A 20,876-nucleotide genomic window follows, 5' to 3' on the forward strand; every position below is an offset into this window, starting at 1 on the left:
AGATTCACCCTGGCGAGCCGAAGTCAGTAAACGTCGCACACCGCGAGCAGTTCGACCGCTGCCCCGGACGAATCCAGCAGCGGTGCGGCGGCGGCACGCCGGGGATCCGCCCGGTAGGCAGCGAGATCCTCGTCGCTGGGAAAGGTCATGAGGTGGGCCTCGACCTGTTCATCCAGCGTGCGCAGTCGGCGCTCCAGGCGACCGCCGTACTCGGCGAGGAGCGGCAGAACAGCGCTTTCATAGGCGTCGAAGTCACCCAAACCCCCTTCAGGCAGCCGCGCGATCATCAAATAGGTGACGGCCATCGCTCCCTCGAAGTGGTCCGTGAGCAGTGATCTGCCGAGCCTAATGGGCGTACATGCGCCCTCGACGCCGCCCGGGCGATGCCTGCCCGCGCCCGGTGACCGCCTGTCGACCGCCCGTCGACCACCGGGCGCGGCAGCCCGCTCCGAAAGAAGGTCCCATCGGTCCCGGTCCGGGCCTTTCGGCCACTGGCGGGAGACCGCATACCCGGCCCAGGGTGGAGGGGTCGGTGGGGTGCCGGGCGCGTCGCCCTCGGCGCGGACGCCGCCCGTCGCGGCCGAAGGGGCACCCCTTGGCGAAAGGAGGCCGCCGTGAACGCTCAAGCCGTCGACCTGTCCCTCCTCCAGTCGCTCGTCACGGATGCCACCGCGGCCCCCTCGCTGCACAACGCCCAGCCCTGGCGGTTCAGCTGTCCGCGCGGCTCCGATGTGCTGCGCCTGTACGCCGATCCGGATCGGGCGCTGCCGCACATCGATCCCGACGGGCGGGGCCTGCATCTGGGGTGCGGTGCGGCACTGTGCAACCTGCGCGTGTCCGCCGCCGCGGCCCGGCTCGCGCCGGAGGTGGCCCTGCTTCCGGACCCGGCCGACCCCGACCTCCTCGCGGAGGTACGGCTGCGCACCGCCGGGCCCCGCGACGAAGCCCTCGCCCTGCTGCGCTCCGAGATCGGCCGCCGGCACTCCAGCCGGGCGCCGTTCCGCGAGGACGACATCCCCGGCGCCGTACGCGACCACCTCGTCGAGGCGGCCCGCAGCGAGGGCACCCAGCTCACCTTTCCCGGGTCCTGGCACGTGCAGTCGATCCTGACCATGGTGCGCGACGCCGAGGAGGCTGAGTGGCTGGACGACGGGATCCGCGGCGAGACACAGCGGTGGGCGCACATCGATGCGCCGGACCCCGCGGGCGCCCCGGACACCCCGGGCGCCACGGACGGCATACCGGCCGCGGCGTTCGGTCCCGCCCCACGTCACGCCGGCGCCGCCGTACGCGACTTCGCCGCCGGTCGCCCGATGCCGGGCCGGGCGCAGAAGGAGTTCGAGCGGCTGCCGCACCTGGCCCTGCTGGGCACGGACGGCGACGGGCCCGTGCACTGGCTGCGCGCCGGGCAGGCGCTGCAACGGGTACTGCTGCAGGCCACCCGAGACGGTCTGGTGACCTCGATGGTCTCCCAGCCCCTGGAGCGGCCGGAGCTGCGGTGGGCGGTGCGTGCCCCGCTCTCGGCCATGGCCCATGTGCAGATGGTGATCAGGATCGGCTACGGACCCACGGGCGTACGGAGCCCGCGCCGGCCGGTCGAGGAGGTGCTCGACATCGTCTGAAGCCGCCCGGCGCCGGGACGCCGAAGCCACCCGAGCCGCCGCACCGTCCGTACCGTCAGGACCTTCCGGACCGTCCGGGGAATGGAGAGATGCCGTATGCGGGTGTCCGACATGATGGCCGCCCCCGCGGTGTGCGTCGCGCCGCGGACCCCGATGGAGGAGGTGGCCCGGCGGATGGCCGAGCACGGCGTCGGCTGTGTCCTCGTCGTGGAGAACGGCACCCTGCGGGGGATCGTCACCGACCGCGACCTGGCACTGCGCGGGCTGGGCGGTGGCCTGGCCCCGACGACACCGGTCCAGGAGGCGATGACCGCGCGGGTCGTCGCCGTCGACGCGGACGACGACGTCAAGGCGGCGTACCAGGCGTTCCGCCGCACGGGGGTGCGCAGGCTCCCGGTCCTCCACGCCGGACGGGTCGTCGGCGTACTGACGGTCGACGACCTCTTCCTCGACGTCTTCGGACGGCTGGGCGACCTGCTGGGCCCCCTGTCGTCGAGCGTGCTGCGGGAGCCACCCGGCCCGGCGTCGCGTCCCGAGAACCCGCGCGTGCCCTGAGCCGGGCTGCCGACGCCCGGCCGCTCCGCGTGACGGCGACCCGCCCGCCGGCACCGCGAGCGCGCCTGCCGCACCGACGGACGACCACATCGCCCCGGGCCGACCGCACCGCCGCGGGCCGACCACACCGCCGGGGGCCGTTCGTCACGTGCCCCGGACCCGGGCGAAGGGCCGTGGCCGAGCACCCGACGGTCAGGGGTGCGCGGCGCCACCGTCGAGGCTCCGGCGCACAGGGTCCTCGTGGACCGCTCGGCCGCCGCGGACCTCGTGGTCGTCGGCGCCCGGCACCCACACCGCCCGGTGGGTGCGCAGCTGGTCCGCGTCACGCACGCCCTGCTCCATCACGCGGACTGCCCGATGGCCGTCGTCCCGTGGACGAGGTGACGCGCTCGGAGCCTGTGAACCGCAGGCGACGCGGGCAGGACACCGGTTTCAGACCCGGTCCCGGCCCGAGTCCGACCACGAACCGCGCGGGCGACACGGGACCGTCGGCAGCCCGGGCGGCGCAGTCACCTCACGGACGGCGCCGCCCCGGACACCGCGGCACCGCAGCGCCGCGGCACCGACATGCGACGGCTTCCGGGCGGTGCTGAAATGGAAGCGGTGTCCGTTCGATCACCGTGAGCATCCAGGGGTGAAGCTGTGGGCGATGAAGAATTCGTCGAGATGGGACCGATCGACTACCTGGTCGTCGAATTTCCCGGCAACCGTATGACCGGCGAGGCATTTCCCATGCTGGTCGAGCTCGTGGACCGCGGCATCATCCGCATCCTCGACCTGTTGTTCGTCCGGAAGGAGGACGACGGATCGGTGGTGGGCATCGAACTCGCCGACCTCGACGCGGACGGCAGCCTCGACCTGACCGTGTTCGACGGCGCGTCGTCGGGGCTGCTCGCGGAGGACGACATCGAGGAAGCGGGCAAGGCCCTGCAGCCCGGAAACGCCGCCGGGATCCTCATCTACGAGAACGTGTGGGCGGCGCCCTTCGCCGGTGCCCTGCGCCGCAGTGGGGCTCAGCTGATCGCCTCGGGACGCATCCCGGTGCCGGCCCTGGTCGCCGCGCTCGACGAGACGGACGCCTGAGAAGCAACTCGCCTACGACGTTAGGAAGCCGCCATGCCAGGTCTACTCCGCGGGATGGCCCGTACCGCCGTGGTGGCGGGTACGGCCACCGCCGTGTCGAACCGTGTGTCGCGCCGGCAGGCAGGGCGCTGGGCCGAGCAGGACGTGCAGGCTCAGTCCCAGCACTACCAGTACGAGCAGCCCGCCCCCGCCCCTGCCCCCGCCGCCGCTCCGCCGGCGGACGACATGAGCAGCAAGATCGATCAGCTCAAGCAGCTGGGCGACCTGAAGGACCAGGGCGTCCTCACCGAGGCCGAGTTCGCGGAGCAGAAGCGCAGGATCCTCGGCTGAGCACGCGGTTCACCAACTGGGCGGCCCCGCACCTCCGAACGGGTCGGGGCTCGCCCGAGCCTCGATGCTCAGAACGTTGCCGACCGGAGCCTGACGGCGTGCGCCGCCCAGAGGTACGGCGGGCCGCCATCATGCCGTTCCGCTCCCTCCGTCCTGGTCTCACCCTGGGGCGAAGACGCGCGGCGTCACTCCGGGATCGTGCGCAGGTACCGGGTGAGGGTCCGGCCGGGAATCGACCCGGAGGGAACGCGGCCCGCGGGGACGCCTCCCATGGCCTCGTAGAACGGTTCGGCGTTCGGGTCCGCATCGATGGTGAACCGCGTGAACCCCAGCGCCCGGGCGGTCTCCACCACATGTGTGAACAGCAGACGGCCGACGCCCTGCCCGATCGCGTCCGGATCGACGAACATCATGCCGAGGACCCCCTGCGGCGGCTCACCTTCGAGGGTCGTGAAGCCCACGATCCTGCCGTCGCGCTCCGCGACAGCCGTCCGCCGACCGGCGAGCTCCGGACCGCTGAGGCTGAGTTCCTCGCGGCACGCGGCAAGAAACTCGGCGTCGTATCCCCAGTGAGCCTTCGACCGAAGCGCCAGATCGGACAGGAAGCCCGCTTCCCCGTCCCGAGCGGGCCGGATCGACATCGTCACTCGACACCTCCACGGAGCCGTCCTCTTCACTGCATGATCCACCCACGCGGTCTCGCACCACGGCCGATCCGGAGAAGGCACGTGCCCGCCGAACTCGGACGGACACGCTGCTCGTCCTTCAACTCCCGACATGGTCAGCTCAACAAGGCATCCGTGAACAGCTCTCGGTGAGCCACCAGCCACCCCTGAACGCGATCCCACCGTTGCCAACCGCCGCGCTCGGACCACGCCCGGACATGGACGGGGTCACCGTCCGCCACTCGGTCGGCGACGAAGGCCCGACAGGATGCCGTGGCCTGCTCGATGACCTCGGGCAGCTCAGCGCGGTCCTGCCGCGAGAGGCCGTAGCCGTCGGCGAGAATCCGCAGTCGCGTCGGCGCATCCAGCCCCGCGGGACAGGAGTGCGCCGCGGAGGCGGGATCGAGCATCGGCACCCAGTAGCGGGCGGTCATCGCGACGTCCCACACCGCTCGGCCGGGGGCCGCCAAGTCGAAATCGATCAGGGCCGCGGCTCGGCCGTCACGGAAGACGACGTTCTCCGGACACACGTCGTTGTGGCACAGCATCGTTCCTCCCGCCGGGTCGGCCAGGGACCGGGGCCACTCGACGGACGGGTCCACCGCGATGGCCGCGCCGGCATCGTGCAGGCGCCGCAGCAGGCTTCCCACCGACCTCAAGGCGGTCTCCGTCGACGCCCAGCGCGGAAAGGGCGGGAGAGCGACGTCACCGGGGACGAAGGTCAGCTGCTCACGGCCGTCCGCGGTGAGACGCACCGGCCTCGGCGCCGCGTCGAATCCATGCTCTGCGAGCGCGAGGAGATGGGCGTGCAGGGCGCGCGCGGTACGCGGGGCCGGGCGTTCCACCACGGAACCGCGACGGAAGACCGCGCCCGCGTTCGCCATGCCGCCGGACAGGGCCTCGCCGTCTTCCGTCTCGCCCTCAGCCGTCATGTCGATCACGCTACCGTCGGGTCATCCGTGCGGGCGACGGTCCCGGAACGTGCCGCGAGGCGCTGTCCGGGAGGGGGCATGCCTACGCTGGCGGCGTGACGTTGGTGTGGGTGACGGGCAATTCCGGCACGGGCAAGTCCACGGTCTGCAGCGTGTTGCGGGCGGGTGGCCATGTGGCGCTCGACGCCGACCACGACGGCTTCAACCGATGGATCGACCGCGTCCAGGGCGAGGTTGTGGTGGATCCGCCGGATCCGGTTCCTGAAGGATGGCTCGACCGGTACGGGTGGGCGATCGTCCGTGAGCGCGTCGAGGCCCTCGCCGAGGAATCCCGTTCCCGCGTCGCGTTCCTGTGCGGATCGGCGGAGAACGAGGCAGACGTCCGTGATCTCTTCGACCTCACCGTGTGCCTGGTGATCGACGAGGAAACCCTCCGCCACCGGCTCGCGACCCGCACCACGAACACCTTCGGTCGACATCCCGAGGAGCTCGCGGCGGCCCTGAAGTGGAACCCCCGTATGCGAGCCGTCTACGAGAGGCACGGCGCGACGATCATCGATGCGTCCAAGCCGTTGACCGAGGTGGTCGACGGTGTGCTCGGCGCGGTTCAGAGACTGCCCGGGGTGCGGGACCTGCGGTCCCCCTGACCTCCTGACCCGCGCCTTCGCTGCTACTGGGGCCTTCGTACGGCGAACTCGTTGCCGTCGGGGTCGAGCAGCAGCGCCTCGACGCCCTCGCTCGCACCGGTGCCCGTGCGCTTCGCGCCGAGCGACACCAGGCGGTCGACCTCCGCCTCCCAGTCGACGCCCGCGGGGACCGTAAGTTCGAAGTGCAGCCTGTTCGGGCCCGCCTTCGGCGCCACCGGAGGACCTCCCCACGTGATCTTCGTACCGCCGTCGGGCGACTGGATCGCGGTCTCCTGGTCCTGGTCCCAGACCAGCGGCCACCCCAGCGCCTCGCTCCAGAAGTAGCCGACCTCTTGCGTACCGTCGCACGCCAGCGCTCCGATGAAGCCGGTGTCGGCGAGGAACCTGTTGCCCGCCTCGATCACGCAGAACTCGTTGTCGTCCGGATCGGCGAGCACCACGTGCTCCTCTTCCGGGAGTTGGCCCACATCGATGTGGCGCGCGCCCAGTTCCAGCGCCCTGGCCACCGTCTGCTGCTGATGCTCCGCAGAGGTGCTCGTCAGGTCGAAGTGCGCCCGGTTCTGGCCGGTCTTCGGTACCCGGCCCGGCAGGAAGCGGATGCGGAACCCGGCGGAGTCAGGCGGCAGGAGCAGGGCGTCGCCGTCGTCACCCTCGGTCGACTCCCAGCCCAGGACGCCGGACCAGAATCGCGCAAGATCCGACGACCGGGTGGCGCGGAAACAGATCGCGAACAGCTGACTGCTCATACCCCGTGCATCTCCGATCCATCGACGGTCGATACGGCGCCTCGCCCTTCTCGCGGGCCCAGCCTAGGGGTCGGCGCGCGGCACCCGCATCCGAGTTTCCGGCGCGGGTCGGGATCGGCTCGGACCACCACCCGGGTCAACCAACCACGGCTCGGCGGGAAATGGCTGACGTCACACGCGATGCTGATGTCAGCACGCCGGCGGCTTGGCACATCACCGCCTGCCAGGATGGACGCATGGGGAAGAACACGGCGGTGCGCCGGCTCGACCTGGGGTACTTCGTGCGGCCCGCCTCGGAAACAGGCGGCCCGCAACCGCGAGTTGAACCCGTACTCGCCTATCTGGTGCGCCACGAACAGGGGTTGATCCTCTTCGACACCGGCATCGGCGCCGCCGATCCCGAAACCGAAGCGCACTACCGACCACGCCGCCGTGCACTGCGGCAGGCACTGTCCGCGGCCGGAGTCACCCTCGCCGACATCTCCCTGGTCGTGAACTGCCATCTCCACTTCGACCACTGCGGCGGCAATCCGCTCCTGGCCGGACGACCGATCCTGGTCCAGAAAGCCGAACTGGCCGCCGCCCGCCGGGGCAACCACACCATCGACGAACTGGTCGACTTTCCCGGCGCCGCCTACGAGGAACTCGTCGGCGAGGCCGAGATCCGGCCGGACGTCTGGATCATCCCGACACCCGGGCACACCGCAGGACATCAGTCCCTGGCGCTCCGTCAGGACGACGGGACCGTGATCCTCGCCGGGCAGGCACACGACTTCGCATCCCAGTTCGCGTCAGCCCAACTGGCCCGCCAGGCCGCGCTGGACGGCGTCGAACAACCCCTTCCCGCCTACGAGCCCTGGCTGGAGCGGCTCGCGGAATTCGACCCACGGCGTGTGCTCTTCGCTCACGACTGCTCGGTCTGGCAACCCGCAGAGAGCCCCTTCCACAGCGAGTCCCTCCATGCCGACCCTCGTCCGCCTCGGGAGCCGAGGACGCGTTAGACGACCGCGGCCCCATGGTGGCGGCGGCAGCCCCGGAACGGCGCGGGCGGTGCGCCAACGAGGCCGGCTGGGGCCGCCGGGCCGGATATCCCGGCGGCGGCCAGTCCGATGCCGTAGGGTGGAGGTACCGACGCGGGGTGGAGCAGCTCGGTAGCTCGCTGGGCTCATAACCCAGAGGTCGCGTGGTTCAAATCCCGCCCCCGCTACCACTATCCGGCCCCCTCCGGCATCACGCGGAGGGGGCCGGAGCCGTAGACGCGTAATTCGATGGCACACACGATTCAGTGTGTTCACCCTGGTCACCGTGACAGAACCCACGTATCAGATCCGCGCCCAATACACGGACTCCACAGTCACCGTCTACCAGGCGTACGCGCCGGAGATCGGTCTGCCAACAGCCCGCGAGGGACGCTTCCCGACGGCGTGGCAGCGGGACCGGATGACGTGGATCAAGCCGAGCTTTCTGTGGATGATGTACCGCTGCGGATGGGGCACGAAGGAGGGTCAGGAGACCGTTCTGGCTGTCGAGATCACGCGCGTGGGCTTCGACTGGGCGCTGCGCAACGCCTGTCTGTCGCACTACGCGCCGGGGATACACACCGACCAGGCCGCGTGGAAGCGGCAGTTGCGGCGGGCGCCGGCCCGGGTGCAGTGGGACCCTGAGCGCGACCTGCGGCTCGGTGCGCTGCCGTACCGTTCGCTCCAGCTCGGCGTTGCCGGCGAGGCCGCGCGGCGGTACGCGGACGAGTGGATCGTGCGGATCGAGGACGTGACCCCGCTCGCGACCGAGATCCACGGCCTCGTCCGCGCAGGCGAGTTCGACGAGGCCGGCGCTCTGCTGCCCGAGGAACGAAGCTATCCCGTCGATGCGGAGGCGCTCGCGCATCTGCGACGGTCGAGTGATCGATAGGTCCCGTCAGGCGCGATTTCCCGTCACGCGGGTTTGCCCGTCAAGCGGGCTTGTCCGTCGCGCATCGAGCCCCGGCGTCCGTGAGGGCCGGCCGTGCCGTCAGCCGGCGCGCAGCCCGGCGAGGTGGATGCGCAGGAAGCGGCGCCATGGGCCGTCGTCGCCGTCCGGTGAAGCGGCGACCACTCCGCGCACCGCGACGATGAGCGCCTTGATGTCGTCGGCCGTCACGTCCTGCGCGAGATACTCCGCGTCGACGGCGTTCCGCGTGAGTTGGCGGACCCGGTCCGCTGTCCGCGCGCTCACCTCGTCGTCCGCGGAGACCCGGTCGGTCAAGGCTGCCGCGTACCGGCGCTTCTCCGCATTGAAGACACCCACGAAATCGAGGAATCCCTCAAGGCCGGCGGCGGGGTCGGGATCCGTGAGCGCGGCCGCGGCGGCCTGGTCCAGTTCCTCGACGAAGAGCTGCGCGATGGCGTCGAGCAGGGCGTCCTTGCCGGCGAACCGCCGGTAGATCGTGCCGACGCCAAGGCCTGCACGGGAGGCGATGGCCTCCATGCTGGCCTGCGGTCCCTGCTCCGCGAAGACCGCGCGGGCGGCGCTGATGACGATCGCGTCGTTGCGCAGTGCGTCCCGGCGCGGAGCGCGGCGGGTGCTCGAAGGGGTCGGTCGTGGGCTCACGGGGCCAGTGTACTCAAAACGGAACCTGCATTCCGCAGCGTGTTAAGGTGAATGGAGATTCCGTTTTGATGAGGAGGACCTGCTCATGAGGACCACGACCGGCTGGCAGAGCCTTGACCCGGACAGCAACGCACTGACCCGCGTCACCATCGAGCGGCGCGACCTGCGCCCCGACGACATCGCCGTACGGATCGACTACTGCGGCGTCTGCCACAGCGACCTGCACCGCATCCACGGCCTGCTCGGAGAGAGGGACCTCGTCCCCGGGCACGAGGCGACCGGCGTCGTCGTCGCCACCGGAGCCGAGGTCACCGGGTTCGCCGTGGGCGAGCGCGTCGCCATCGGCACGATCATCGACTCGTGCGGCGAGTGCGCCATGTGTCTGGCCGGGCAGGAGAATTACTGCTACGACCACCCGACCACCACCTACGGCGGCACCGACCGCATCGACGCCACCCCGACCGTGGGCGCCTACAGCCGCGAGTACGTCCTGCGCGAGAAGTTCGCGTTCCACCTGCCCGACTCCCTGGCCCCGGCCGCCGCGGCGCCTCTCATGTGCGCCGGTGTCAGCGTCTGGGAGCCGCTGCGGGCCGCCGGTGTCGGCCCGGGCAGCCGGGTGGCCGTCGCCGGTCTCGGAGGGCTCGGCCACCTCGCGGTGAAGCTCGCCGCCGCGCTCGGAGCCGAGGTGACCGTGCTCAGCCGCAGCACGGCCAAGGAGCGGGACGCGCTGCGCCTCGGGGCGAGCGGGCTGGTCGTGACCACCGACGAGGCCCAGGTCGGCGCCGCACGGGGGCGCTTCGATCTCATCCTCGACACCATCTCGGCCGACCACGAATTCACGCCGCTCATCAGCATGTTGGGCCTGGACGGGACCCTGTGCGTCGTCGGAAACCCCCTGTTGGCCGGGCCGAAGCTCCGGGAACTCGGAACCGGCCGCAAGAAGCTCACCTCCTCCGGCACGGGAGGGCTGCGGCAGACCGCCGAAATGCTCGAATTCTGTGCCGCGCACGACATCACGGCGGACGTGGAGACCCTTCCCTCCAGCGAGGTCGAAACCGCCTTGAACCGCCTCGCCGACGGCGACGTCCGCTACCGGTTCGTGCTGGACCTTTCCGACCTCGACACGTAGCCGCACCCCCCACCCGAGGGGCCACCGTCGGGGCCGCCCTGTCGAGGCGTGGATCATGGCCCCATGACGAAGTGGACGAAGGAGACGTCAGCGGCCGGGCAGGCAGAGATCGAGCCGCAACTCTCCACCTACCAGCGGGCGATGCGGGAACGACTGCTCGCGGCCCCCGTGGTGCCCGCGCCCGGACCCTGGCGGCCCGTCTTCGCGTACGAGTACGGCATCCCCGTCGGCGGACTGCTGGGCATCGGCTTCGCGACCGCCCCCGCCCCAGACCCCGGCACCGGCACCGGCACCGGCACCGGCACCGGGCACGATCTGGTGATGGTCGTCTCCAGCGACGGGCACGGTCTCTTCGACGCCGTCACCGGCGAGAAGATCGCCCGGGACCGCGACCCCGACCCCCAACACAGCACACCTGACGCGGTCCCCGACCTGTCCTGCCCGGGGCTGGGGCCGATCACCGGAAGCCGCGTACGCATCGCCGGGCTCTTCGGCGGCGGACTGCACACCACCACCGCGGACGGCTGGACCCTGGAAGTCGTCACCCCGGCCTGGCCGAACGAACGCATCCTGCTGTCGACCGACGGCGGACTCCCCCACGCGGGTCCGCACGGAGAGCAGTGGTGGCACATCTTCCACGCGAACCGCTCCACCTTCCGTGCGGCCGGCTTCTCCCCCTCCGGGCGAACGATCGCCGTGGCGACGAGCAGTGACCTCTCCCTGTGGACCCGCGAGGGCTTGGGGGGCCGCGTGAGCCGCCGCGCTACATCGGCTCACGTGTCGTACAGCCCGTCCCGTGACTCCTCCCCCATCTAAAAAGGTGGGGGCTTCTCGCTATGCCGGGTTGGCGTCGCGACGGACCAGCCCGGCCCGTAGAACGTTCAGGGCGCCCACCGAGTGGACGTGCCGTCCTTCGAAGTCGAACCGGTGGAGCACGGCGTAGAGGCGCTGTCGCTCCTCCCACCCCTCACCGAAACCGCTCCCCCGGGGCGATGCGTAGGTGGCTGAGGCGAAGAACTGGCCTTGCGCGTACCGGCCGATGGTCGCCGTGCGGTGGCCGGGCTCGTGGGTGATCGGAACGATCTCGGGGACTGACATGGCGAGACCCTAGAAGCAGCCACTGACACCGCCGGTCTCGTGCGGGTCCGGGACGGCTGACCGGCGCCGCGCTCTCATGACACTCCCCCGTCGGCGACCGGTCGGGCGGCCCACCCCGGCAGCGGCTGCCTGCGGGCACGGTACGCACGTGCCAGGGCGTTCCGTGCGCGTTCTGCGCCGTCTTCGGTGATCCGGTAGAAGCGGCGGCGGGGACGGCCCGCTGTCTCGTGCACGGCCGGGTCCTCCCAGGTGCTGTCCACCCAGCCGACCTGCTCCAGGCGGGCCAGGATCGGATAGATCGTGCCCGACGGCAATCCCGCCAGCTCGCACAGCTCGAGGCCGTAGCGCTGCTTGGCGGGGTCCTCCAGCAAGGCCCGCAGGACCAGTTGGGTCTGCAGGGTCATACGCGGACTACCCATACTCGTACTCTACATAGCCCATATATGGGATATCCAGACGCGGAAATGGTCTGAGGGGTGCGCAAGCACCCTTGTCTGCGCAGCAGTTGGCGTCCGGTGACGCGTGATCTCCCTGTGCGAGGCCGTGGTGGCCCTGCCTGCCGGGACCCGCAGGGTTCACGGACACGGACAGGCCGCCCGGCGCCGCGAGGAAACCCCCGCGGCGGACCGCCGCCCCGCCCACCCCGACCGCGCCCGATTGCGCAAGGTGGAGCACATCACGCTCCCTTCACGTTGGCCGGCCCCCTCCGGAGGGGTAGGTTCCAGCGATCAAGGGAGACGGGCGTCCACGACGACCGCGAGCACGAGTCCTCCCCCGGGAACCCTCCTCAGACGAGAGATACAGGACATGTCGGCTCAAGCACCTTCGCATCACCCTCCTCAACTCATCGGCGTGGTGGCCGAGTCCGCCTCCGGGGAGACGCGCGTCGCCGCGACACCGGCGACCGTGCGTCTGCTCCTGAAGCTCGGCTACCGGGCCGTCGTCGAACCCGGCGCCGGTGAGGCGTCGGGCTTCGACGACCACGCGTACGCCGAAGCGGGCGCGGAGATCGGGGAAGCCTGGAACGCGGACGTCGTTCTGAAGGTGAACGCCCCCTCCCCCACGGAGATCCGCCGGCTGCGCAAGGGCACGACCGTCGTCGGTCTCCTCGCGCCCGCGCAGAATCCGGAGCTGCTGGAGAAGCTGTCGGCCGCCGGGGTGACCGCCCTGGCGCTGGACGCGGTGCCGCGCATCTCGCGCGCCCAGTCGATGGACGTGCTGTCCTCGATGGCGAACATCGCCGGATACCGGGCGGTCATCGAGGCGGCGCACGTCTTCGGCAGGTTCTTCACCGGCCAGGTCACCGCGGCCGGCAAGGTCCCGCCCGCGAAGGTCCTGGTGGCCGGTGCCGGGGTGGCGGGGCTCGCGGCCATCGGCGCCGCCTCCAGCCTCGGCGCCGTCGTACGGGCGACGGACCCGCGCCCGGAGGTCGCCGACCAGGTGAAGTCGCTGGGCGGCGAGTACCTGCCGGTGGACGTCGCCCAGGAGGCGAGCACCGACGGCTACGCGAAGGCCACGTCCGTGGACTACGACCGCGCCGCCGCCGAGCTGTACCACGAGCAGGCCCAGGACGTCGACATCGTCATCACCACCGCGCTGATCCCGGGTCGGCCGGCGCCGCGTCTGCTCACCGCGGCCGACGTGGCCGCGATGAAGCCGGGCAGCGTGATCGTCGACATGGCGGCCGCGATGGGCGGCAACGTGGAGGGCACCGTGCCGGGCCGCGCGGTCGTGACCGGCAACGGCGTGACCATCATCGGCTACACGGACCTCGCCTCCCGGCTGCCCGCCCAGGCGTCGCAGCTGTTCGGCACCAACCTGGTGAACCTGATCAAGCTGCTCACGCCCGAGAAGGACGGCCGGCTGACGGTCGACTTCGACGACGTCGTCCAGCGGGCCGTGACCGTGGTGCGCACCGGCGAGGTCACCTGGCCCCCGCCGCCCGTCGCGGTCTCGGCGGCGCCCGCCCCGCAGGCGGAGGCGGAGGCGGCGCCCGTCAGGATGGAGCCGGAGCAGCCGAAGCTGACGGCCGCGGGCCGCTTCGGCCTGATCGGGCTGGGGATGCTCGCGCTGTTCCTGCTGGTCGCGTTCGCTCCGGCGCAACTCGCGGAGAACTTCACGGTGTTCGCGCTGGCCGTGGTGATCGGCTACTACGTCATCGGCAAGGTGCACCACGCGCTGCACACGCCGCTGATGTCGGTGACCAACGCGATCTCCGGCATCGTCGTGATCGGTGCCCTGCTCCAGATCGGCCACGAGAGCACTCTGGTCACCACGCTGTCCTGCGTGGCGATCCTGCTGACGAGCGTCAACATCTTCGGAGGCTTCGCCGTCACCCGCCGCATGCTGTCCATGTTCTCGAAAGGCTGAGCCGAGATGACCTCTTTGACGGCCTCCCACGCGGCCGATCTCGTCGCCGCGCTGCTGTTCATCCTCAGCCTGGCCGGCCTGTCCCAGCACCGCACGTCGCGGGCCGGCGTCGTCTACGGCATCGCCGGCATGGCGCTCGCGCTCGTCGCGACCATCGTCGTGGCGGCGCAGAGCATCTCCGGCGGCGCGGTGGCGTTGATCCTGCTCGCCACCGCCCTGGGCGCGGCGATCGGCCTTCAGCGCGCGCGCAAGGTCGAGATGACGCAGATGCCCGAACTGATCGCGGTGCTGCACAGTTTCGTCGGACTCGCCGCCGTGCTGCTGGGCTGGAACAGCTACCTCGAGGTGGAGTCGCACGGCGACGCGCAGACCCGGATCACGTCCGATCTGCTGGGCATCCATCACGCCGAGGTGTTCATCGGCATCTTCATCGGCGCGGTCACCTTCACCGGCTCGATCGTCGCGTTCCTGAAGCTCTCGGCGCGCATCAAGTCCCGTCCGCTGGTGCTGCCGGGCAAGAACGCGCTCAACCTCGGTGCGCTCGGCGCCTTCGTCGCGCTGACCGTCTGGTTCACGATCACCCCGAACCTGCCGCTGATGATCGCGGTGACCGTGCTGGCGCTGGCGCTCGGCTGGCACCTGGTCGCCTCGATCGGCGGCGGCGACATGCCCGTGGTCGTCTCCATGCTGAACAGCTACTCGGGCTGGGCGGCCGCGGCGGCCGGCTTCCTGCTCGACAACAACCTGCTCATCGTCACGGGCGCGCTGGTCGGCTCCTCCGGCGCCTACCTGTCGTACATCATGTGCAAGGCGATGAACCGCTCCTTCCTCTCCGTCATCGCGGGCGGCTTCGGCATCGAGGCGCCGTCGGGCGGCGAGGCGGAGGAGGGCGAGCACCGCGAGGTGCGCGCCGCGGAGGTGGCGGAGATGCTCGCCCACTCCCGATCCGTGATCATCACGCCCGGCTACGGCATGGCCGTCGCCCAGGCCCAGCACCCGGTCGCGGAGCTCACCCGGCGGCTGCGCGAGCGGGGCGTCGAGGTCCGCTTCGGCGTGCACCCCGTCGCGGGGCGCCTGCCCGGTCACATGAACGTGCTGCTGGCCGAGGCGAAGGTGCCGTACGACATCGTCCTGGAGATGGACGAGATCAACGACGACTTCGCCGCCACCTCCGTCGTCCTGGTCATCGGCGCGAACGACACCGTCAACCCGGCCGCCATGGACGACCCGAGCAGCCCGATCGCCGGTATGCCCGTGCTGCGCGTGTGGGAGGCGGAGCAGGTCGTCGTCTTCAAGCGGTCGATGGCGTCGGGCTATGCCGGGGTGCAGAACCCGCTGTTCTTCCGGGAGAACAGCAGCATGCTCTTCGGCGACGCCAAGCAGAGCGTCGAGGCGATCCTGCAGGCCCTCGGGACCGACGGCCGCCACGAGGCGATCCCGGCCGCGTCCGGCACCACGATGGCCGACCGCTGAGGCTGCCGGTTCGTGGGGTGATTCCTTGAGCCCGCCGGGGCCGGTGACTGCGCACCGGGCCCGGCGGGTTCGTCATGTCGGCGACTCCCCGCCCACGGGGGCGGCACCGTGGGCCGTGGGCAGACGGCAGACGGCAGACGGCAGACGGGCCACTCCAGACAGCGAGCAGAGTCCGGCCGTACCTCGTTCGTGTGGATCCGGCGATCTCGGAAAGGCCGGGCGGCCGTGCCGGGAACACCCGGTCCGGTCGCCACGGTTGCATCGGAAGAGGACCGGCGCCACAGCGGCGGGGCACACGGGCACGCCACGTCGTCCGCCCGCCGGGATCCGGGCCTCGCGACGGCGGTACGCCCGCCGCCTGTTCGGACCACGAAGCAGTGCGCAGGAGGAAACCTTTCATGACCGACCGGCCCCTGACCCTCATGGCAGTGCACGCCCACCCCGACGACGAGGCCACCGGAACCGGAGGGGTGCTCGCGCAGTACGCGGCCGAAGGAATCCGCACGGTGCTCGTGACCTGTACCGACGGCGGTTGCGGTGACGGGCCGGGGGGCGTCAAGCCGGGCGACCCCGGGCACGATCCCGCGGCGGTCGCCTCGATGCGCAGGCGGGAACTCGAGGCCAGCTGCGAGGTGCTGAAGATCAGCGATCTGGAGATGTTGGACTACGCCGACTCCGGGATGATGGGCTGGGAGAGCAACGACGCCCCCAGTTCCTTCTGGCGGACCCCGGTGCAGGACGGCGCGGCCCGGCTCGCGGAGCTCATGCGGCACTACCGGCCCGATGTGGTCGTCACCTATGACGAGAACGGTTTCTACGGCCACCCCGACCACATCCAGGCGCACCGCATCACGATGGCGGCGCTGGAGATGACCGAGCTGACACCGAAGGTCTACTGGACCACGATGCCCCGCTCGGCGATGCAGCGGTTCGGGGAGATCATGCGCGAGTTCCACGAGGACATGCCGGAACCGGATCCCGCCGAGGCCGCCGCGCTCGCCGAGATCGGCCTCCCCGACGACGAGATCACCACGTGGGTGGACACCACGGCGTTCAGCGGTCAGAAGTTCGACGCGCTGGCCGCGCACGCCAGTCAGGGCGAGAACATCTTCTTCCTCAAGATGGGCAAGGAGCGGTTCGGCGAGTTCATGGGCATGGAGACGTTCGTACGGGTCCGGGACACGACCGGCGCGGCGACGCCCGAGAACGATCTCTTCGCCGGGCTGCGCTGACCCGCGGACCGTGCCGACCCCCCGCTCGGCCGCGGGGCGGTGCATCGGCGGCAGGCGGCGCGAGACCGGAGTTCCGCGTCACGTCGCCTCGGGAGGGTGGCTCCCGGCGTCTGCGGCATCCCGTGAGACCGTGGTGCGGAAGCGGGCCCGGTAGGCGCCCGGGGTGATGCCCAGGTTGCGCACGAAGGCCCGGCGCAGGGACTCGGGCGAGCCGAAGCCCGTGCGCCGGGCCACCGTCGCCATGGGGTCGTCGCCGAGTTCCAGCAGCGCCTGGGCCGCCTCCTGGCGGATCTCCTCCACGTAGCGGGCCGGTGTCGTGCCCAGCTCGTCGTGGAACAGGCGGGTGATGTGGCGCGAACTCACGCCCGCCCGGCGCGCCATGGCCGCGACGGTGTGGTTGGCCGAGGGGTTCCCGGCGACGGCGTCCAGGACCTGGCGCAGCGCCTCCTGCCGGACGTAGGGGGTACGGGTCCGGACGCTGAACTGGGACTGCCCGCCGGGGCGTTGCATGAAGACGACCATGTCCCTGGCCACCGTGCGGGCGGTCTCGGCGCCGAGGTGTTCCTCGACCAGGGCGAGGGACAGGTCGATGCCCGAACTGACCCCCGCCGAGGTCATGACGTGGCCGTCGCGGACGAAGAGCGCGTCGGGTTCCACGGTCACCGTGGGGTAGCGCAGGGCGAGTTGGTCGGCGAAGCGCCAGTGCGTGGTCGCCCTGCGGCCGTCGAGGAGGCCGGCCGCGGCGAGCAGGAACGCACCGGTGCAGATCGACACCGTACGGCGGCTGCGGGCGTCGAGCGCCCGGACTGCGTCGAGCAGGGCGTCGTCCTTGATCAGGGAGGGCCATTCCGGACCGCCGGGGACGACGACCACGTCGCTGTCGTAGGACACCTGCGCGGCGGGCAGGTCGACGCTCAGGCCCGTACCGGCGGCGGTGACCACGTCCGCGCCGTCCGGGGAGACGAGCCGGACGCGGTAGCGGCCGCCGAATTCGTCGGCCGTCGCGAACACCTCGATCGGCCCGGTGACGTCGAGGAGCCGTACTCCCGGGAAGACCAGGACCGTCACCAGCAGCGGATCACGGACGGACGGTCTGGCCTGCATCGCGTGCCTCCATGTCTGGCGGACACCCCTCAGGGTATCGCCCGGCAGGTCTGATGACTGAACTCACAGGGTCGGAGGGGTGGCGACACCTGTGTCCGGGCCGCTCGCCTCCCCCGTTCCCCCGCCCGTGTTCAGCGGCCCGCCGCCGCCCCCTCATGGCGGGAAAGAGGGACACGACACCCTCGGATCCGGACCTGCGCGGCCACGGCCGCTCCCGTAGCGGCGGTCGCGCGGCGCGGGTGTCCCGGAGTGAGGGCGTTGTGGCGCGTGACGGCCTGTGGCACGGCCCGCGCGCCCCATAGCTTCGTCGACGCCGACAGGCCGACGGTCTCGCCCGCGCCCCGCGAGCCGGCCCGGTGCCTGCCGGCCTTCCGTCGTTCACCGCCTGCGCTCACCGACCCGGCCACCGGGCGTGACCGGAGCCGGTGACGCCGCCTCACCAGAACAGAAGGCTCTCCGCACCGTGACATCCCACGCAGCTGCCGACCGGCCGGTCCCGGCCGAGACCGATCCGGGTCCGCGACGCCCCGAAGAAGCCCCAGCCCGCCCCGATGGGAGGCCGAGCAAGCACCGCGAACGGGGTCGGCTCGCTCCCGGCTGGTTCGCGGCCGTCATCGGCACGGGGATCGTCGCCGACGCCGGGGCCACCCTGCCGCGCCAGATCCCCGGGCTGCGCGACGCGGCCACGGTGCTCTGGGCGGCTGCCGCGGTGCTGCTGGTCGTCCTCGCGGTCGGCTATCTGCGACAGCGCACCCTGCGCGCGCACGCCGGCGATCCTGTGCAGGCCCACTTCCTGGGGACGCTGCCGATGTCCCTGCTCATCGTCGGCGCCGGAACCCTGCTGCTCGGCCACCGGCTGATCGGCACGCGGGCCGCCGTGGACGTGGACTGGGTGCTGTGGTCCGTCGGTACGGCGCTGGGGCTGGTCACCGCGTGCACCGTGCCGTATCTCATGGTCACCCGGCACCGCTTCGCGCCGGACGCGGCCTTCGGCGGCTGGCTGCTGCCGGTGGTGCCGCCACTGGTCGCCGCCGCGACCGGCGCGCTGCTCGTGCCGCACGCGCCCGCCGGACAGGCACGTCTGGCGCTGCTGCTGGGCTGCGCCGCGATGCTCGGGCTCGGGCTGATCGCCGTCCTGCTGGTCCTGGCCATGCTGTACAGCCGCCTGGTGCATCACGACGCGCCCGCCGGCGCCCTGGTGCCCACCGTGTGGATCGGCGTGGGAGCGCTGGACCAGGCGGTGACGGCTCTGGGCGCGCTGGCCACCGCCGCACCGAGCGGACTGCCCGCCCCCGACGCGCGCGGGGCCGCGGTCCTGGCCCTGCTGGGCGGCGTCGGGATGTGGGGGTTCGCGATGCTGTGGCTGGTGCTCGCCACGGCGCTGACCGTCCGGGCCGTACGCGGGGGGCTGCCCTTCACGCCGACCTGGTGGTCGTTCATCTTCCCCCTCGGCGCGTGCGTCACCGCCACCGGCGGCCTGGCCGTACGCTCCGGCTCGCGGCCGCTCGTGTGGATCACCGTCGTGGTGTACGTCGTACTCGTCGCCGCGTGGGCGGTCGTCGTCCGGCACTCGCTGCGACACGCCCTGCTCCGGGCGCGGGGCTCGGGGCGGAGCTGAGCCGACGTGAACGGAGCCGCTGCCGGGCCGCCGCGCTCGGCGGCGGCTACACGGCGCTCCCCGGGCCGGGTGCCCCCTCCGCCCGGGGACCCTGCCCGGGCGGCTTCGGGCGACGGAAACGCAGCAGGGTCACCGCCATCGCGGCGAAGGTGATCGCCCAGACCACGGCCGAGACCCAGATCTCCCAGCGGCCCGCGGTGGTCATCCAGGACGTTCCGCTCGCCCGTCCCAGTTCGTGGGTGGTGACCGCGTACATTCCGATCGGGAAGACCAGGTTCCACCAGCCGGTCTCGTACCGCAGCGGAATGCGGCGCACCACGTGCCGCCAGACGCCGAGGGCCAGCAGCAGCGGGATGAGCCAGGTCGAGAACGCCCACAGCACGACGCAGGATCCCATCAGGACGGACCTCGGCAGCAGGGTGGCGCTCGTCGGCAGGGCGGCGATGCGGACGCCCGCCAGCACGGTGATCGCCGCGGCCCCCATGAAGATCCAGACCGACGTCATGAGGCCTTCGGGCCGCACCGGGCGGGCGAGCAGTCGGGCCAGGACGATGCCGGCGGTCAGCAGGTACTGGACGATGCCGATGGCCCAGCACACCGCGGCAAGCACGGGGAGCATCTGTCCGGCGCCGGTACGGGCCAGGGAGGCCGCGCCCACCGCCACCGACTCGGATCCGACGGCCCACAGGAACCATGTGCCGTTGACCTGGTCGAACGACGGGTTCCGTCTCAGCGTGGTGATGAGCGCGAGCGGAATGCCGTAGTCGAGCAGCAGCCAGCCCACGGCGCCGAACGCCAGGAACGCGGCGGCAGCCGTGGTGTGACCGTCCGGCACCAGGCGGGCGGCCAGTACGTTCGCGGAGATGGCGACGGTGAGGAAGACGAAGGCACGGGGGCCGAGCAGTTCGGTGACGAAGCGCCGCCTTCGACGCGCGAGCCGCCAGCCCTGGGCGGCCAGGAGCACCGCGTACCCGGCCAGGGCTGCCCAGAGCAGCACCGTGGAGGCCGCCTCGGCGCCGTCCAGGTACAGGGCCGTGGAGACGATGCCGGTGCCCATGACGTAGGCGAGTGATCCGGCGTTGAGATCGGTGACCGCCGCCGCAAGAGCGGAGCGGAAGCCGGAAGGGGTCGACGCGGAGGCGGTGTCGGCCCGCGCCGCGTTCCCGGGGGCGGGAGTGGGCCGGTTGCCGTCGCCGCGGTGGGCCCGGGGGTCCTCGGCCCGGCGGGCGGGGCGAGGGTCCTCGGCCCGGCGGGCAGGGCGGGGGCCGTCGGCCTCGGCACCGGGGTGATCCGGGTCGGCGAGCCACTCGGCGAGAACGGCGGCGTGACTGTGCTCCGTGTCCTGGGTGGCGGTCAGCAGGGTCAGGCCGTGGTCCTGGGCCAGGTCGTGCAGTTTCGCCGCGGCCCGTCTGTGCCCCGGGTCGCCGAGTTCGGCGAGATAGCGGCGACGGAACTCGGCGAAGCGCTCCGGGTCGTATCCGTACCAGCGTTGGAGCTCCGGCGACGGGGCCACCTCGCGCAGCCATGCGTCGAGGGGCGCGCCGAGCCGGCGGATGCCGCCTGGCCAGGTCCGGTCGACCAGTACCCGCTCGTCGCCGTCGCCGCCGGCCCCGGCGGACTTCTGCTCGTAGATCCTGCGGTACGTGATCCGCTTGGTCATGAGATGCCTTCCACCCGCACGTG

Annotated in this window: 23 protein-coding genes and 1 tRNA gene; 15 read left to right on the forward strand and 9 right to left on the reverse strand. The window is 71.6% G+C overall.

What is annotated here, in order from left to right; genetic code table 11:
• Window positions 1-23: 23 nt before the first annotated feature.
• Window positions 24-305, reverse strand: a complete 282-nt coding sequence (locus WN71_RS30995) for a hypothetical protein (protein WP_046583920.1) — start codon at window positions 303-305, stop codon at window positions 24-26.
• A 309-nt stretch (window positions 306-614) separates the two neighbouring features.
• Between WN71_RS30995 and WN71_RS31000 the strand changes: the two genes are divergently transcribed.
• From WN71_RS31000 to WN71_RS31015, 5 genes are all read left to right on the forward strand, one after another.
• Complete coding sequence (locus WN71_RS31000; RefSeq protein WP_046583919.1) at window positions 615-1,622, forward strand: Acg family FMN-binding oxidoreductase; 1,008 nt, start codon at window positions 615-617, stop codon at window positions 1,620-1,622.
• 96 nt (window positions 1,623-1,718) lie between these two features.
• Window positions 1,719-2,177, forward strand: a complete 459-nt coding sequence (locus tag WN71_RS31005) for a CBS domain-containing protein (protein ID WP_046583918.1) — start codon at window positions 1,719-1,721, stop codon at window positions 2,175-2,177.
• Between the two features lie 267 nt (window positions 2,178-2,444).
• Window positions 2,445-2,561, forward strand: a complete 117-nt coding sequence (locus tag WN71_RS43530) for an adenine nucleotide alpha hydrolase family protein (protein ID WP_420856547.1) — start codon at window positions 2,445-2,447, stop codon at window positions 2,559-2,561.
• Between the two features lie 282 nt (window positions 2,562-2,843).
• Window positions 2,844-3,260, forward strand: coding sequence for a DUF6325 family protein (locus tag WN71_RS31010; protein WP_046583917.1), 417 nt, complete (start codon window positions 2,844-2,846; stop codon window positions 3,258-3,260).
• Between the two features lie 33 nt (window positions 3,261-3,293).
• On the forward strand, window positions 3,294-3,590 hold the full coding sequence (locus WN71_RS31015) for an SHOCT domain-containing protein (protein WP_046583916.1): 297 nt from the start codon (window positions 3,294-3,296) through the stop codon (window positions 3,588-3,590).
• Window positions 3,591-3,775: 185 nt separating this feature from the next.
• Here the strand turns inward: WN71_RS31015 and WN71_RS31020 are convergent, their stop codons facing one another.
• Both WN71_RS31020 and WN71_RS31025 read right to left on the reverse strand, forming a co-directional pair.
• Window positions 3,776-4,231, reverse strand: coding sequence for a GNAT family N-acetyltransferase (locus tag WN71_RS31020; protein WP_046583960.1), 456 nt, complete (start codon window positions 4,229-4,231; stop codon window positions 3,776-3,778).
• Window positions 4,232-4,371: 140 nt separating this feature from the next.
• Window positions 4,372-5,187, reverse strand: a complete 816-nt coding sequence (locus WN71_RS31025) for a phosphotransferase (protein ID WP_046583959.1) — start codon at window positions 5,185-5,187, stop codon at window positions 4,372-4,374.
• 110 nt (window positions 5,188-5,297) lie between these two features.
• Between WN71_RS31025 and WN71_RS31030 the strand changes: the two genes are divergently transcribed.
• A complete protein-coding gene (locus tag WN71_RS31030) occupies window positions 5,298-5,834 on the forward strand; it encodes an AAA family ATPase (protein WP_338058714.1) in 537 nt (178 codons plus the stop codon).
• A 23-nt stretch (window positions 5,835-5,857) separates the two neighbouring features.
• On the opposite strand, the gene WN71_RS31035 is transcribed toward WN71_RS31030, so the two are convergent.
• Window positions 5,858-6,580, reverse strand: a complete 723-nt coding sequence (locus WN71_RS31035) for a VOC family protein (protein WP_046583915.1) — start codon at window positions 6,578-6,580, stop codon at window positions 5,858-5,860.
• A gap of 236 nt (window positions 6,581-6,816) precedes the next feature.
• Here WN71_RS31035 and WN71_RS31040 point away from each other — a divergent pair, with 236 nt between their 5' ends.
• The 3 genes from WN71_RS31040 to WN71_RS31050 all read left to right on the forward strand — a co-directional run bounded on the left by WN71_RS31040 (window position 6,817) and on the right by WN71_RS31050 (window position 8,491).
• Window positions 6,817-7,581 (forward strand): N-acyl homoserine lactonase family protein, encoded by a 765-nt coding sequence (locus WN71_RS31040; RefSeq protein ID WP_046583914.1) that lies wholly within the window; start codon window positions 6,817-6,819, stop codon window positions 7,579-7,581.
• A gap of 131 nt (window positions 7,582-7,712) precedes the next feature.
• A tRNA-Met gene (locus tag WN71_RS31045) sits at window positions 7,713-7,790 on the forward strand.
• Window positions 7,791-7,885: 95 nt separating this feature from the next.
• A complete protein-coding gene (locus WN71_RS31050; protein WP_079178262.1) occupies window positions 7,886-8,491 on the forward strand; it encodes a DUF4291 domain-containing protein in 606 nt (201 codons plus the stop codon).
• 99 nt (window positions 8,492-8,590) lie between these two features.
• On the opposite strand, the gene WN71_RS31055 is transcribed toward WN71_RS31050, so the two are convergent.
• Complete coding sequence (locus WN71_RS31055; protein WP_046583912.1) at window positions 8,591-9,169, reverse strand: TetR/AcrR family transcriptional regulator; 579 nt, start codon at window positions 9,167-9,169, stop codon at window positions 8,591-8,593.
• A gap of 85 nt (window positions 9,170-9,254) precedes the next feature.
• Between WN71_RS31055 and WN71_RS31060 the strand changes: the two genes are divergently transcribed.
• On the forward strand, window positions 9,255-10,298 hold the full coding sequence (locus tag WN71_RS31060) for an NAD(P)-dependent alcohol dehydrogenase (RefSeq protein WP_046583911.1): 1,044 nt from the start codon (window positions 9,255-9,257) through the stop codon (window positions 10,296-10,298).
• A gap of 63 nt (window positions 10,299-10,361) precedes the next feature.
• Window positions 10,362-11,114 (forward strand): hypothetical protein, encoded by a 753-nt coding sequence (locus WN71_RS31065; RefSeq protein ID WP_046583910.1) that lies wholly within the window; start codon window positions 10,362-10,364, stop codon window positions 11,112-11,114.
• 18 nt (window positions 11,115-11,132) lie between these two features.
• Here WN71_RS31065 and WN71_RS31070 read toward each other — a convergent pair whose 3' ends face one another.
• Together WN71_RS31070 and WN71_RS31075 are read right to left on the reverse strand one after the other, a co-directional pair.
• Window positions 11,133-11,396: a hypothetical protein gene (locus tag WN71_RS31070; protein WP_052742947.1), complete on the reverse strand. Its 264-nt coding sequence runs from the start codon at window positions 11,394-11,396 to the stop codon at window positions 11,133-11,135.
• Between the two features lie 74 nt (window positions 11,397-11,470).
• Window positions 11,471-11,815: a PadR family transcriptional regulator gene (locus WN71_RS31075; RefSeq protein WP_240529827.1), complete on the reverse strand. Its 345-nt coding sequence runs from the start codon at window positions 11,813-11,815 to the stop codon at window positions 11,471-11,473.
• Window positions 11,816-12,203: 388 nt separating this feature from the next.
• Between WN71_RS31075 and WN71_RS31080 the strand changes: the two genes are divergently transcribed.
• From WN71_RS31080 to WN71_RS31090, 3 genes are all read left to right on the forward strand, one after another.
• Window positions 12,204-13,766: a Re/Si-specific NAD(P)(+) transhydrogenase subunit alpha gene (locus WN71_RS31080; RefSeq protein ID WP_046583908.1), complete on the forward strand. Its 1,563-nt coding sequence runs from the start codon at window positions 12,204-12,206 to the stop codon at window positions 13,764-13,766.
• Window positions 13,767-13,772: 6 nt separating this feature from the next.
• Window positions 13,773-15,239, forward strand: a complete 1,467-nt coding sequence (pntB, locus tag WN71_RS31085; protein WP_046583907.1) for a Re/Si-specific NAD(P)(+) transhydrogenase subunit beta — start codon at window positions 13,773-13,775, stop codon at window positions 15,237-15,239.
• A 398-nt stretch (window positions 15,240-15,637) separates the two neighbouring features.
• Entirely contained in the window at window positions 15,638-16,471 is an 834-nt protein-coding gene (locus WN71_RS31090; protein ID WP_046583906.1) for a PIG-L family deacetylase, read from the forward strand.
• 78 nt (window positions 16,472-16,549) lie between these two features.
• Here WN71_RS31090 and WN71_RS31095 read toward each other — a convergent pair whose 3' ends face one another.
• Window positions 16,550-17,575 (reverse strand): GlxA family transcriptional regulator, encoded by a 1,026-nt coding sequence (locus WN71_RS31095; protein WP_206300187.1) that lies wholly within the window; start codon window positions 17,573-17,575, stop codon window positions 16,550-16,552.
• A gap of 463 nt (window positions 17,576-18,038) precedes the next feature.
• On the opposite strand from WN71_RS31095, the gene WN71_RS31100 reads away from it, so the two are divergent.
• A complete protein-coding gene (locus WN71_RS31100) occupies window positions 18,039-19,193 on the forward strand; it encodes a TDT family transporter (RefSeq protein ID WP_079178246.1) in 1,155 nt (384 codons plus the stop codon).
• Between the two features lie 46 nt (window positions 19,194-19,239).
• Here WN71_RS31100 and WN71_RS43370 read toward each other — a convergent pair whose 3' ends face one another.
• The gene (locus tag WN71_RS43370; RefSeq protein ID WP_338058711.1) at window positions 19,240-20,853 is read right to left on the reverse strand and encodes an SLAC1 family transporter; all 1,614 of its coding nucleotides are present in this window, start codon (window positions 20,851-20,853) and stop codon (window positions 19,240-19,242) included.
• Window positions 20,854-20,876 lie beyond the last annotated feature (23 nt).

The organism is Streptomyces mangrovisoli (genome assembly GCF_000974985.2).
GTDB lineage: Bacteria > Actinomycetota > Actinomycetes > Streptomycetales > Streptomycetaceae > Streptomyces > Streptomyces mangrovisoli.

Coding starts and splice junctions, on each gene's coding strand:
- WN71_RS30995 (WP_046583920.1), bottom strand. CDS start 305: ATGGCCGTCACCTATTTGATGATCGCGCGGCTGCCTGAAGGGGGTTTG.
- WN71_RS31005 (WP_046583918.1), top strand. CDS start 1,719: ATGCGGGTGTCCGACATGATGGCCGCCCCCGCGGTGTGCGTCGCGCCG.
- WN71_RS31010 (WP_046583917.1), top strand. CDS start 2,844: ATGGGACCGATCGACTACCTGGTCGTCGAATTTCCCGGCAACCGTATG.
- WN71_RS31015 (WP_046583916.1), top strand. CDS start 3,294: ATGCCAGGTCTACTCCGCGGGATGGCCCGTACCGCCGTGGTGGCGGGT.
- WN71_RS31020 (WP_046583960.1), bottom strand. CDS start 4,231: ATGTCGATCCGGCCCGCTCGGGACGGGGAAGCGGGCTTCCTGTCCGAT.
- WN71_RS31025 (WP_046583959.1), bottom strand. CDS start 5,187: ATGACGGCTGAGGGCGAGACGGAAGACGGCGAGGCCCTGTCCGGCGGC.
- WN71_RS31035 (WP_046583915.1), bottom strand. CDS start 6,580: ATGAGCAGTCAGCTGTTCGCGATCTGTTTCCGCGCCACCCGGTCGTCG.
- WN71_RS31040 (WP_046583914.1), top strand. CDS start 6,817: ATGGGGAAGAACACGGCGGTGCGCCGGCTCGACCTGGGGTACTTCGTG.
- WN71_RS31060 (WP_046583911.1), top strand. CDS start 9,255: ATGAGGACCACGACCGGCTGGCAGAGCCTTGACCCGGACAGCAACGCA.
- WN71_RS31065 (WP_046583910.1), top strand. CDS start 10,362: ATGACGAAGTGGACGAAGGAGACGTCAGCGGCCGGGCAGGCAGAGATC.
- WN71_RS31070 (WP_052742947.1), bottom strand. CDS start 11,396: ATGTCAGTCCCCGAGATCGTTCCGATCACCCACGAGCCCGGCCACCGC.
- WN71_RS31075 (WP_240529827.1), bottom strand. CDS start 11,815: ATGGGTAGTCCGCGTATGACCCTGCAGACCCAACTGGTCCTGCGGGCC.
- WN71_RS31080 (WP_046583908.1), top strand. CDS start 12,204: ATGTCGGCTCAAGCACCTTCGCATCACCCTCCTCAACTCATCGGCGTG.
- pntB (WP_046583907.1), top strand. CDS start 13,773: ATGACCTCTTTGACGGCCTCCCACGCGGCCGATCTCGTCGCCGCGCTG.
- WN71_RS31090 (WP_046583906.1), top strand. CDS start 15,638: ATGACCGACCGGCCCCTGACCCTCATGGCAGTGCACGCCCACCCCGAC.
- WN71_RS31095 (WP_206300187.1), bottom strand. CDS start 17,575: ATGCAGGCCAGACCGTCCGTCCGTGATCCGCTGCTGGTGACGGTCCTG.
- WN71_RS43370 (WP_338058711.1), bottom strand. CDS start 20,853: ATGACCAAGCGGATCACGTACCGCAGGATCTACGAGCAGAAGTCCGCC.